The following is a 12,833-nucleotide window of genomic DNA, read 5'->3' on the forward strand; positions in this document are numbered from 1 at the left end:
GGGATGTCCTTAGTGGCACGCCCCCCTCGACCACCGCTGCGCGGCTGTCCCCCTCCCCGTACCGGGGAGGATCAAGCCTCCTTCGCCACCCGCAGCATTGCCATGGCGGCCAGCCCCATCACCCCGGCGGCGATCGCCATCGCCCAGACGAGGTTGCCGGGGAAGAAATACCCGACCACCGCGCCCATGACCGATGACACGATCAGCTGCGGCAACACGATAAAGATGTTGAACAAGCCCATGTAGATACCGAGCTTTTCTGCCGGAAGCGCTGCCGACAGGATGGCATAGGGCATGGTCAGGATCGACGCCCAGGCGATACCGACCAGCACCATCGACCCCATCAGCCACCACGCATCGCGGATCACCAGGAAAGAGGCGAACCCGGCGGCTCCGCAGAGCAGCCCCAGGACATGCGTGTTGCGCCGTCCGATCGCCCTGGCGAGCGACGGCAACGCAAAGGCCCAGAGCGTCGCCACCCCGCTATAGACCGCGAACAGCACGCCGACCCAGTTCGCGCCCTGGTTGAACGCGGCACTGTTCGCGTCGCTGCTATGGAAGACCCGCTCGGCGACGATCGGCGTCGTGTAGATCCACATGATGAACAGCGCCGACCAGGTAAAGAACTGGACGAGCGCCAGCCGCTTCATGGTTTCCGGCATCGCCGCCAGATCGGCGAGGATCTGGCTGAGCGCGTTGTCGCTTCGCCCGCTTCGAACCAGGGCGGCACTGGCGATCCTGGCGAGGCCGAAAGCGATCAGCCCGCCGCCCAGCAGATAGACCGGCTTGTCCAGCCCCAGCCAGCCGACGCCCGCCACGATCAGCGCACCGGCCACGATCCACAGCGGGGCTGCGCCGATCCGGTCGCTCGGGGCTGCATCGCTCTGCACCGCCTGCCCTTCGTCGCTCTCGGCAAAGGCGGCCAGCTGCCCGGGTGAATATTCGCGCGTGGTGAGGACGGTCCACAGCACCGCGAAGAACAGCGCCGCCGCGCCGATATAGAAGCCATAGCGTACCGATGGCGGCACCTCGCCCGGCGCCGCGACATTGGCGACATGGAAGACATCGGTCAGCAGCATCGGCGCCAGCGACCCCAGCACTGCGCCCGCGCCGATGAACCCGGTCTGGAACGCATAGCCCGCCGTCCGCTGGCGGCTGGGCAGCATATCGCCGACAAAGGCGCGGAACGGCTCCATCGAAATGTTGAGCGAAGCGTCGAGCAGCCACAACAGCATCGCCGCCGCCAGCAGCCCGCCCGCCTTGGGCATCCCCACCAACGCCAGCGTCGCCAGCACGGCTCCGGCCAGGAAATAGGGGCGCCGCCGCCCGTACCGGCCCCAGGTCCGGTCGCTATAATGGCCGATCACCGGCTGGACGAGCAGCCCGGTCAGCGGTGCCGCAATCCAGAGAAAGGCGAGGTCCTTCTCCGCCGTCCCCAGCGACTGGAAGATGCGGCTGACATTGGCATTTTGCAGGGCAAAGCCGATCTGGATGCCGAAAAAGCCGAACGAGGTGTTCCACAACCCCCAAAAGCCCTGACGCGGCTTCTCCATAACCTCTCCCAACATTCTGTTATATTTTTGATTTATGGCCTGATACTGGACCCGCGCACCACCAGCGTGGCGGGCAGCAGATTGGGCGTCGGCGATGTGCCCGCAATCTCGGCAAGGAGCGCGCGGACCAGCAGCCGCCCCGCCGCCGCCGCATCCTGCACCACGGTCGTCAGCGGGGGGTGTGCGAAGCTCGCAGCCGGAATATCGTCGAACCCGACCAGCGAGACATCGGCGGGCACGCGCAAGCCCGCCTCGGCCAGCACGCGCATCGCGGCCAGCGCGATCAGGTCGCTCGCCGCCATGATCCCGTCAAAGCCCTGCCCCCGCGCCAGCAACGTCCGCGCGGCACGCTCGCCCTCTTCCTCGCTGGAGATCGCGCCGACCTGAAGCGCCGGGTCACAGGACAGGCCCGCTTCCAACAGAGCGTCGCAATAGCCACGATAGCGGTCGTGAAATTCCGGATAATGGTCGGTCGCATCGCCCAGAAAGGCGATACGCTGGCGACCCTGCGCGATCAGATGCCGCGTCGCCGCCAGCGCACCCGCATGATTGTCGCACCCGATGGTCAGCCCCGGCTGTCCCGGCGCGACCGACCCCCAGCGCACGAAATGCGTGCCGCGCGCGACCAGCGTTTCCAGCTGTTCACGATAGGCGGCATAGTCGCCATAGCCGAGCAGGATCAGCCCGTCGGCACGGTGGCTGTCCTCATAATCGGCCTGCCAGTTGCTGGTCGGGTTCTGGAACGAGACGAGCAGGTCGTACCCGACCTCCGCGCAGCTCTCCATGATCGAGCCTAACATGCCGAGAAAGAACGGATTGATCAGCGTCCGCCCGGGCGAGGGATCGCGGAACAGCAGCAACGCCAGCGTCCGGGTCTGGCCGCTACGCAGGTTCGAGGCGGCACGGTCGACCGTATAGTTCAGATTCTTGGCGATCGCCTCGATCCGCGCGCGGGTGGCGGCGCTGACCGAAGGACTGCCGCGCAGGGCACGACTGACCGTCGGCTGCGATACGCCCGCCATTTGCGCGATGTCGAACGACGTGGGCTTACGCGGACCGGCCAAATCAGTGCTTCCTCCTCTCCCCATCGCTTACCGGCTTTCCTGATGCCGGGTAAGTCGAAGTGCTGTCGTAATAATGCAACAGGCCGAAACGGCCGCATTGAATACGTATGCGGCTTCATTCCTTTTCGGCCCGAACAATTTCACAGGAGGGGCAACAACCATACCCGTCCCTTGAATGAAGACGGGGTTTCCTGGAGGGGATTTCATGACGGTTCGCCCTGTGGCGCCGGCCGACGCCGCGCGCTCGTTCCTGAAGCTCGGGGTCAGCACGCTGGCCATGGCCATTGCCGCGCCGGTCTTTGCGCAAGCCACCATCGCCCCCGCGCCCACCAGCCCCGACAGCGCCGCGCAGCAGGCGCAGGCCGAGGCGGAGCCCGGCGATATCGTCGTCACCGGCTTCCGCGCCGCGCTGGAAAACGCCGTCGCCGAGAAGAAGAACCGCGATCTGGTCGTCGAATCCGTCTCGGCCGAGGATATCGGCAAGCTGCCCGACGCCTCGATCGCCGAATCCATCGCCCGCCTGCCGGGCGTTACGTCGCAGCGGGTCAATGGCCGCTCCAACGCCATCTCGATCCGCGGCTTTGCCCCCGACTTCTCGACTACGTTGCTGAACGGTCGCGAGCAGACCTCGACCGGTGACAATCGCGCGGTCGAATATGACCAGTATCCCGCCGAAGTCGTCAACCAGGTCCTGATCTACAAGACCGCCAATGCTGGGCTGATCGGCCAGGGCCTGTCGGGCACGGTCGACCTGAAGACCATCCGTCCGCTCGATTACGGCAAGCGCGTGATCTCGGTCGGTGCGCGCGGCACCTATGCCGATATCGGCAAGTTGAATGCGGGGTCCAAGGATTTCGGCTACCGCGCCAGCGCGACCTATGTCGACCAGTTCGCCGACGACACGATCGGCATCGCGCTGTCGGCCAGCTATCTGAACGAACCATACCAGATTCAGGAAGGCAATGCCTGGGGCTATGCCCAGACGACGGTGGGCGGCCAGCCGGTCGACGTCATCGGCGGCTCGAAGTCGTACGTCACCTCGACCACGCTGAAGCGACTGGGCCTGTCGGGCACGGTGCAGTGGCGGATGAGCGACACCTTCACCAGCACGCTCGACGGCTTCTATTCGGACTTCAACGACGACCAGATCAAGCGCGGTATCGAATTGCCGCTGCAGTTCGGCGCCAACCCGTCGCTGACCAATGCCACGGTCAACAACGGCCTGGTCACCTCGGGCACGTTCAACGGGGTCGAGGGCGTCGTGCGAAACGACTCGTTCCAGCGCAAGGCCAAGCTCTATTCGTTCGGTTACAACGGCAAGTATAAGGGCGACGACGGCTGGAGCGCATTCATCGACCTCAGCTATTCGCGCACCGACCGCGATGAAGTGACGCTGGAGACCTATAGCGGCACCGGATACGGCCAGGGCATCGGCGCGACCGACACGATCGGTTTCACCACGGGCCGCAACGGCACCATCTTCAAGCCGACGCTGAACTACTCCGACCCCAACCTGATCCAGCTGACCGATCCGCTGGGCTGGGGCGGCGCGACGCGTCAGACGGGCTATTTCAACGACCGCAAGATCACCGACGAGATCAAGCAGTACCGGGTCGAAATCGAGCGCGAGGTCGAGACGCCGATCGTCCATGCGATCCGCTTCGGCCTGAACTATACCGATCATGCCAAGTCGCTGGCGCCCAACGAGTCCTTCGTCACCCTGCCCGGCGGAGCGACGATCGCGCCGCTGCCGCAACAATATCGCCAGACGCCGACCAACCTGACCTATCTGGGTCTGGGGCCGATGCTCAGCTATGATCCGCGCGCGCTGCTGGCGGGCGGGGTCATCACCCTGACGCCCAACACCAGCCCGGACGTGCCCGCCAAGGCGTACACCACGACCGAACGCCTGATGACCGCCTATCTCCAGACCGATCTGCGGGCACAGATCGGCGCGGCGGAGCTGACCGGCAATGTCGGCGTCCAGGCGGTCGGCACCGACCAGAAGTCGCGCGGGCTGATCTATAACGGCTCGGGCTATACCAACATCGTCCAGGGCGACACCTATTGGGACATCCTGCCCAGCGCCAACCTGTCGCTGCGCCTGCCCAGCGACTGGGTGTTCCGCGTTGCCGCCGCGCGTCAGATGATGCGGCCCCGCTTCGACGATATGCGCGTCGCCCTGTCCTATGGCTTCGATGCGCAGCAGGGCCTGATCTCGGGCAATGGCGGCAATCCGTATCTGCGCCCGATCCGGTCGAACTCGTTCGACGTGACCGTGGAGAAGTATTTCGGCACCAAGGGCTATCTGGCGGCGCAGGGCTTCTACAAGGATCTGAAGAGCTTCGTTTACAATCTTGAGCAGCCTTACGACTATACCGGCCTGCCCCTGCCCGCTTCGCTGCCCGCCGGCATCCCGACGCAAGGGCGCATCACCCGCCCGATCAACGGCACCGGCGGCAAGATCTATGGCGTCGAACTGGCGGGTACGCTGCCGCTGGGTCAGCTGGTCGGCTTCCTCGACGGCTTCGGCCTGACCGGCGGCGGGTCCTATACCAAGACCGAGATCACCCCAACACCCGGTGGCGAGCCCGAGGACATTCCCGGCTATTCGCGCTGGGTGGCGAACGGCACCGCCTTCTTCGAGAAGTGGGGCCTGAACATCCGCGGCTCGGTCCGCTACCGCTCGACCTTCGTGGGTGAGCTGTCGGGCTTTGGCGCCAACCGCGTCCGCCGCCGCGCCATCGACGAGACGATCGTCGACGGCCAGATCGGCTATGACTTCCAGGAAGGCACGTTCAAGGGCCTGTCGATCTTCGTCCAGGGCCAGAACCTGACCGACACGCCGTTCGTCACCACCAATGCCGGTCGCCGTGACGAGGTGATAGACTATCAGAGCTATGGCCGCCGGTTCCTGGCCGGGTTCACCTATCGCTTCTGATGCCCCTACCCCCGCGCCGGTCGAGCGATCGGCGCGGGTTTCGTGAGACGCCGCATGGACGACCGCCCCACCGCAGACCATATTGCCCAAAGGATCGTGATCGTCGGCGGCGGCACCGCCGGTTGGATGGCGGCGGCGGCGCTGGCGCGGTTCGTACCCGCCACGACCCGCATCACCCTGATCGAATCCGACGCGATCGGCACGGTGGGTGTGGGCGAGGCGACCATTCCCGGCATCCGCCTGTTCAACCAGATGCTGGGCCTGGACGAAGCCGAATTCCTCCGCGCGACGAACGGCAGTTTCAAGCTGGGCATCCGGTTCGAGGGCTGGTCGGGCGAAGGCAGCGGCTATCTCCATGCCTTTGGCAGTATCGGGCGGGGCCTGGGCCTCGTCCCCTTCCATCATTACTGGCTGCGCGGCGGCGGCGCGGCGAACCCGGCCTCGCTCTGGGGCCATATGGCGAGCGCGCAAGCCGCCATGGCGGGCCGCTTCGCCCCCGATCCCGGCCGCCCCGACCTGCCGAGCGGACTGGCCTGGGCCTATCATTTCGATGCCAGCCTCTATGCCGCGCTGCTCCGCCGCCATGCCGAAGCGGCGGGCGTGGAGCGGGTGGAAGGCCGGATCGCCTCGGTGGCGCGCGACATGGCGGGGCGGATCGATCATGTCGTGCTCGATGGCGGAGAGGCCCATGCGGGCGGCCTGTTCATCGACTGCACGGGTTTCCGCGCGCTGCTGATCGGCGAGACGCTGGCCGAGCCATTCGACGACTGGTCCCAGCTGCTCCCCTGCGACCGCGCGCTGGCGGTGGCGGGCGAGCGAACCAGCCCCCTGCCCCCCTATACCCGCGCCATCGCGCACGGGGCGGGATGGCGCTGGCGCATTCCGCTTCAGCACCGCACGGGCAACGGGCTGGTCTATGACAGCCGCCATCTCTCGGACGACGAGGCCGCCGATCGCCTGCTGACCGCGCTGAACGGCGAGGCGATGGGCGAGCTGCGCCGCCTGCGCTTCACCACCGGACGACGCGCCCGAGCCTGGGTCGGCAATTGCGTCGCGCTCGGGCTGGCGGCGGGGTTCTTGGAGCCGCTGGAGTCGACCAGTATCCATCTGATCCAGTCGGGCCTCGCACGGCTGCTCGACTATTGGCCCGGCCAGACGCTCCAGCCGGTCGAGGTGGACGCCTATAATCGCGAGACGGCGGCCGAGTGGCTGGCGATCCGCGATTTCCTGATCCTGCACTACCATGCCAACGCACGATCCGAGCCCTTCTGGGCCGAACGCCGCGCGGTGCCCTTGCCCGACAGCCTCGCCGCCCGGATCGCGCTGTTCCGCGCCAATGGCCGGTTTCGCCGCGAGGGCGATGAACTTTTCGCCGAGCCCGCCTGGGTGCAGGTCATGATCGGACAGGGCATCGTCCCGGCCGGGTATCAGCCCCTTGCCGACACGCTTTCGGCGGACGAACTCGACGATTTCCTCAGCCTCACCCGGCGTCACGCCGCGCAGGTCGCCGCCCGGCTGCCGACGCACGACGCCTTCCTCGCCGCGCATTGCGCCGCCCCCGCCCCAGAGGTTTTTGCATGAAGACGCTGCTGCTCGCGCTCCTCGCGACCGCCACGCCGCTCGCCGCACAGGATTATCGCCAGCGCCTGCCACAGGACGAGGTGATCTATTTTGTCCTGCCCGACCGGTTCGAGAATGGCGACACCGCCAATGATCGCGGCGGGCTGAAGGGCGGTCCGCTGACCACCGGCTTCGATCCGACGCACAAGGGCTTCTACCATGGCGGCGACCTGAAGGGGCTGACCCGGCGGCTCGACTATATCCAGGGGCTGGGCGCGACCGCGATCTGGCTGGGGCCGATCTTCAAGAACAAGGCCGTGCAGGGCGCCAGGGGGCAGGAGAGCGCGGGCTATCACGGCTACTGGATCACCGACTTCACGACCGTCGATCCGCATCTGGGCAGCGAGGCCGATCTGCGCGCCTTCATCACGGCGGCGCATGGCCGGGGGATGAAGGTCTATATGGACATCATCGTCAACCATACGGCGGACGTGATCCAGTATCGCGAATGTGCGGAGGGATCGCCCTGCCCCTATCGTGATCGTGCGACCTATCCGTACCAACGGCGCGGCGGCGTGAAGGGCCAGCCGATCAATGCGGGTTTTCTGGGTGATGACGTGCAGACGGCGGCGAACTTTGCCAAGCTGACCGACCCGAATTACGCCTACACCCCCTACGTGCCCGCAGCCGAGAAGAACGCCAAGACCCCTGCCTGGCTCAACGACCCGATCTATTATCACAATCGCGGCAACACGAGCTTCGAGGATGAAAGCTCGACCACCGGCGATTTCTCGGGACTGGACGATCTCTACACCGAGAATCCCCGCGTCATCGCGGGCATGATCGACATTTACGGCAGCTGGATCGACCGGTTCGGCATCGACGGCTTTCGCATCGACACCGCCAAGCACGTGAACCCCGAATTCTGGCGGAGCTTCGTGCCCGCGATGCTGGCGCGCGCCCAGGCGAAGGGCATTCCGAACTTCCACATCTTCGGCGAGGTGACGGCGGGCATGGACCCCGGCGCGCTCGCCCGCTGGACGAAGATCGCCGATTATCCGGCGGTCCTCGACTTCGCGTTCATGAACGCCGTGATCCAGACGGTCGCCGAGAACAAACCGACACGCATACTGTCCAACCTGTTCGAGGGCGATATCCTATACGCCAAGGGGGAAGCGACGGCGGACATATTGCCGACCTTTCTCGGCAATCACGACCATGGCCGCTTCGCGCGCGACGTGCGGGTCGAAAATCCGGATGCTTCGGACGATGAAATCCTGAAGCGGGTCGAACTCGGCCATGCGATGCTGCTGACCCTGCGCGGCGTGCCGACCGTCTATTCGGGCGACGAACAGGGTTTCGCGGGCGACGGCAACGATCAGGACGCGCGCGAGGACATGTTCGCCAGCAAGGTCGCCAGCTATAACGACAACAAGCTGGTCGGCACGAGCAAGACCACCGCGACCGACAGCTTCGTGACCACCCACCCGCTCTACCGCGAGATCGCGACACTCGCCCGGCTGCGCACCGCCAATCCGGCGCTGACGCGGGGACGACAGGTGATCCGCGCGCGCGGCGACGCGCCCGGCCTGTTCGCCGTGTCCCGCTTCGATCCCGCCACGGGGCGCGAATATGTGATCGCGTTCAACACCTCGGCCAAGCCGCTCAAGCAAGCGGTGCAGGTTGAAACGGCGTCGCAACGTTTCGCCACCATGGCTGGTGCCTGCGCGCCCACCGCCGCGGCGCCGGGGAGCCTGATGTTGGAATTGCCCGCCTTCGGCTATGCCGTCTGCGCGGCGGAGAGCCGTTGATGACCGAGAATATTTCCACCGCCGCCCGCCCCTGGTGGAAGGGCGCGGTGATCTATCAGATCTACCCGCGCAGCTTCGCCGACAGCAATGGCGACGGAATCGGCGACCTGCCCGGCATCACCGCGCGGCTGGACCATGTCGCCAGCCTGGGGGTGGACGCGATCTGGCTGTCGCCCTTCTTCACCTCGCCGATGAAGGATTTCGGCTATGACGTGGCGGACTACCGCGATGTCGATCCGATCTTCGGCACGCTGAAGGATTTCGACGCGCTGGTCGCCCGCGCGCACGAACTGGGGCTGAGGGTCGTCATCGATCAGGTGTATAGCCACACCTCCGACGAGCATCCCTGGTTCACCGAAAGCCGCTCCAGCCGCACCAATGCGCGCGCCGACTGGTATGTCTGGGCCGATGCCATGCCCGATGGCTCGCCGCCGTCCAACTGGCAGTCTGTGTTCGGCGGCCCCGCCTGGACCTGGGACGCGCGGCGCGGGCAATATTATCTCCACAATTTCCTGAAGGAGCAGCCGCAGCTCCACGTCCACCACCCGGACGTGCAGGCCGAGTTGCTGGCGACCGCGCGCTTCTGGCTCGACCGGGGCGTGGACGGGTTCCGGCTCGATGCGATCAACTTCATGATGCACGAGCCGTCCCTGCGCGATAACCCGCCCGCGCCGGACAATGGCAAGACGCGGACCCGGCCCTTCGACTTCCAGTTGAAGCTCTACAATCAGAGCCATGCCGCTATCGTCCCCTTCCTGGAGCGCATCCGCGCGACGCTGGACGAGTATGGCGACCGCTTCACCGTGGCCGAGGTCGGCGGCGACGAGGCGGATCGCGAGATGAAGCTGTTCACCGCCGGCGATCATCGCCTGAACACGGCCTATGGCTTCGACTTCCTATACGCCGACCGGCTGACCCCGCGCATCGTCGCCGAGGCGCTGGCGAAATGGCCTGCCGAGCCGGGCATGGGCTGGCCGAGCTGGGCGTTCGAGAATCACGACGCGCCGCGCGCCGTGTCGCGCTGGACCGGGCCGGAGCATCGCGACGCCTTTGCGCGGATGAAGATGCTGTTGCTCCTGTCGCTGCGCGGCAATGCGTTTCTCTATCAGGGCGAGGAACTGGGGCTGACCCAGGTCGATGTGCCCTTCGAGCGGCTGGTCGACCCGGAGGCGATCGCCAACTGGCCGCTGACCCTGTCACGTGACGGGGTGCGCACGCCGATGCCATGGAGCAGCAATGCGCGTCATGGCGGCTTTTCGGACGCCGAGCCGTGGCTTCCCACTGGCCCCGACCATGCCGCGCTGGCGGTCAACCGGCAGGACGGCGACCCGGACTCGCTCCTGAACCTCACCCGGCGCCTCGTTCGCCTGCGCGCGGAAACGCCAGCGCTGGCGGTCGGCGACCTGACGCTACTCCATGCCGACGACCAGCTGCTCGCCTTCGAGCGGCGCGAGGGCGAGCAGCGCCTGCTCTGCCTGTTCAATCTGGGCGACACGCCCGTGACCCTGCCCCCTGCCCTGCCACGCGGCGGCCGAGTGCTGGTCCACATCAATAGCGCCACCGACGAACGCCTGGGCGCGTTCGGGGCGGCGATCCGGGAGATGACTGCATGAAGACGAGCATTGCCATCGGGCTGGGCCTAATCGCGAGCGCCGCCCAGGCCCAGAACGGCCCCGCCGATCCGGCGGTCAACGAAACCTTCAAATTCGCCAGGCCCGCCGGACAGCCCGACGCGGTGGAAACCTCCCCCGACGGCCAGATCACCGTGCAGGTGTCGACCGACAATGACGGCCGCGCGGTCTATATGATCGCCCGCAACGGCAAGGCGATCGTCGCGCCGTCTCGCCTGGGCATGATGTTCACCGACGCGCCCAAGATCGAGCGTGGCATGAAGATCGAGTCCGTCACCCATGCCAAGTCCGACACCAGCTGGACCCAGCCCTGGGGCGAATGGCGTACCATTCGCGACAACCACCGCGAGATGCGCGTCCGCCTGATGGAGTCGAGCGCGCTGCATCGCCGCTATGACGTGGTGTTCCGGGTGCAGGATGACGGCGTCGGCTTCCGCTACGAATTTCCCGAGCAGCAGGCGATGCCCCATGCGAACATCGCGGAGGAACTGACCGAGTTCAATATCGCGCAAGGCGGCACCGCCTGGTGGAAGCCCGCCTTCCTGTGGAACCGCGAGGAATATCTCTACAACCGCACGCCGATCAACGCGGTCGGCACGGCGGCGACGCCGATCACCATGAAGCTGGACGACGGCACCCACATCGCCATCCATGAGGCGGCCCTGGTAGACTATGCCAGCATGGCGGTGATGAAGACGGAAGGAAACAGCTTCAAGGCGGTCCTCACCCCCGGCTCGGGCGCGCCCAAGGTCGTGAAGACGGGTGCGTGGCAAACGCCCTGGCGGACCTTCCTGATCGCGCCGGATGCGGGGGGGCTCTATATGAGCCATCTGATGCTCAACCTGAACGCGCCCAACAAGCTGGGCGACGTCAGCTGGGTCAAGCCGGGCAAGTTCGTCGGCGTCTGGTGGAAGATGATCAAGGGCGAATGGAGCTGGGCGCGGGGTCCTCGCCACGGTGCGACCACCGCCAATGTGAAGACCTATATCGACTTCGCGTCGAAATACGGCATCCCCGGCGTGCTGGTCGAGGGGTGGAATATCGGCTGGGACGGCGATTGGGCGGGCAATGGCTCGGCGATGCAGTTCGCCACCCCGGCGGAGGATTTCGACGCCGATGCGCTGGCGAAATATGCCAAGGCCAAGGGCGTCTCGCTGATCGGCCATCACGAGACGGGCGGCGCGGTCAGCCATTATGAGAGCCTGTTCGACCCGGCCTTCAAGTTCGCCGCCGACCATGGCGAGCATGTGGTGAAGACCGGCTATGTCGCCGATGCGGGCCAGATCGAGCGGGTCAATGCCGACGGTTCGGTGTCGCGTGAGTGGCATGAGGGCCAGTGGATGGTGAACCACCACCTTCGCGTGCTGGAGGCGGCCGCCAAGTACAAGGTGTCGATCGATAGCCACGAGCCGGTCAAGGACACCGGCCTGCGCCGCACCTATCCCAACTGGCTGGCGCGCGAGGGCTCGCGGGGGATGGAATATAACGCCTGGCCGGGCAAGAACCCGCCCGAGCACGAGGTCAATCTGGCCTTCACCCGGATGCTGGAAGGCCCGATGGACTTTACCCCCGGTGTGCTCAGCCTGACCGGAAGTGACAACAGCCCGATCCAGTCGACCATCGCCAAGCAGCTGGCGCTCTATGTCGTGCTCTACTCGCCGGTCCAGATGGCGGCCGATACGCCGGAGAATTACGCCAAATACCCGCAGGCTTTCCGCTTCATCGCGGACGTGCCGGTGGACTGGGAGGACAGCCGCGTCCTGAACGGCGAGGTCGGCGATTACGTCACCTTCGCACGGCGGGACCGGAAGAGCCGCGACTGGTATGTCGGGTCGATCACCGACGAGACTGCGCGGGAATTGACCGTGACGCTCGACTTCCTGGAGCCGGGCAAGACCTATGAGGCGCAGGTCTATAAGGACGGCCCGGGTGCGACCTATGCGACCGAGGCGCGCCATTCGATCGCGTTCGAGACCCGGCGGGTGAAGAAGGGTGATACGCTCACCCTGTCGCTCGCCCCCGGCGGCGGCCAAGCGATCCGGTTGAAGGCGCTTTGATTTTGGGGCCCTCTCCATCGCGTGATGGAGAGGGCCTTCCTTTCAACAGACCGTCGCCCCAGCGCAGGCTGGGGCCTTTTCCGAAAGGCTGTACACCCTTGCGAAAGATCCCAGCCTTCGCTGGTATGACGTTAAAGCAGGATGACAGCAGGTTGAATCACCCCTCCCCTTCAGGGGAGGGGCAGGGGGTGGGGCGCTTCCGCATAAGCTGGGCCT

7 protein-coding genes are annotated in these 12,833 nt (G+C 66.0%); 5 read left to right on the forward strand and 2 right to left on the reverse strand.

The genetic code is table 11. The features are described 5' to 3' along the window. Positions 1-71: 71 nt before the first annotated feature. Both SP5_RS01830 and SP5_RS01835 read right to left on the reverse strand, forming a co-directional pair. Positions 72-1,553 (reverse strand): MFS transporter, encoded by a 1,482-nt coding sequence (locus SP5_RS01830; RefSeq protein ID WP_084220522.1) that lies wholly within the window; start codon positions 1,551-1,553, stop codon positions 72-74. Positions 1,554-1,585: 32 nt separating this feature from the next. Further along, positions 1,586-2,617 (reverse strand): LacI family DNA-binding transcriptional regulator, encoded by a 1,032-nt coding sequence (locus tag SP5_RS01835; protein ID WP_157013543.1) that lies wholly within the window; start codon positions 2,615-2,617, stop codon positions 1,586-1,588. Between the two features lie 205 nt (positions 2,618-2,822). Here SP5_RS01835 and SP5_RS01840 point away from each other — a divergent pair, with 205 nt between their 5' ends. From SP5_RS01840 to SP5_RS01860, 5 genes are read left to right on the forward strand one after another with little or no spacing between them, the layout of a single operon-like run. Then, complete coding sequence (locus SP5_RS01840; protein ID WP_042483282.1) at positions 2,823-5,558, forward strand: TonB-dependent receptor; 2,736 nt, start codon at positions 2,823-2,825, stop codon at positions 5,556-5,558. Between the two features lie 54 nt (positions 5,559-5,612). Then, positions 5,613-7,139: a tryptophan halogenase family protein gene (locus SP5_RS01845; protein WP_042483285.1), complete on the forward strand. Its 1,527-nt coding sequence runs from the start codon at positions 5,613-5,615 to the stop codon at positions 7,137-7,139. Further along, positions 7,136-8,929, forward strand: a complete 1,794-nt coding sequence (locus tag SP5_RS01850; protein WP_042483288.1) for an alpha-amylase family glycosyl hydrolase — start codon at positions 7,136-7,138, stop codon at positions 8,927-8,929. The genes SP5_RS01845 and SP5_RS01850 overlap by 4 nt, the downstream gene beginning before the upstream one ends. Further along, positions 8,929-10,542: an alpha-glucosidase family protein gene (locus tag SP5_RS01855; RefSeq protein ID WP_042483292.1), complete on the forward strand. Its 1,614-nt coding sequence runs from the start codon at positions 8,929-8,931 to the stop codon at positions 10,540-10,542. Before SP5_RS01850 ends, SP5_RS01855 begins: the two co-directional genes overlap by 1 nt. Next, complete coding sequence (locus SP5_RS01860; protein ID WP_042483295.1) at positions 10,539-12,617, forward strand: glycoside hydrolase family 97 protein; 2,079 nt, start codon at positions 10,539-10,541, stop codon at positions 12,615-12,617. The genes SP5_RS01855 and SP5_RS01860 overlap by 4 nt, the downstream gene beginning before the upstream one ends. The last annotated feature ends 216 nt before the right edge of the window (positions 12,618-12,833 follow it).

Origin of the sequence: Sphingomonas parapaucimobilis NBRC 15100 (genome assembly GCF_000787715.1) — a bacterium.
GTDB classification, from domain to species: Bacteria; Pseudomonadota; Alphaproteobacteria; order Sphingomonadales; family Sphingomonadaceae; genus Sphingomonas; species Sphingomonas parapaucimobilis.

What these genes read in the sequence shown, in the direction of transcription:
- SP5_RS01830 (WP_084220522.1), bottom strand. Translation starts at nt 1,553, where the DNA reads ATGGAGAAGCCGCGTCAGGGCTTTTGGGGGTTGTGGAACACCTCGTTC.
- SP5_RS01840 (WP_042483282.1), top strand. Translation starts at nt 2,823, where the DNA reads ATGACGGTTCGCCCTGTGGCGCCGGCCGACGCCGCGCGCTCGTTCCTG.
- SP5_RS01845 (WP_042483285.1), top strand. Translation starts at nt 5,613, where the DNA reads ATGGACGACCGCCCCACCGCAGACCATATTGCCCAAAGGATCGTGATC.
- SP5_RS01850 (WP_042483288.1), top strand. Translation starts at nt 7,136, where the DNA reads ATGAAGACGCTGCTGCTCGCGCTCCTCGCGACCGCCACGCCGCTCGCC.
- SP5_RS01855 (WP_042483292.1), top strand. Translation starts at nt 8,929, where the DNA reads ATGACCGAGAATATTTCCACCGCCGCCCGCCCCTGGTGGAAGGGCGCG.
- SP5_RS01860 (WP_042483295.1), top strand. Translation starts at nt 10,539, where the DNA reads ATGAAGACGAGCATTGCCATCGGGCTGGGCCTAATCGCGAGCGCCGCC.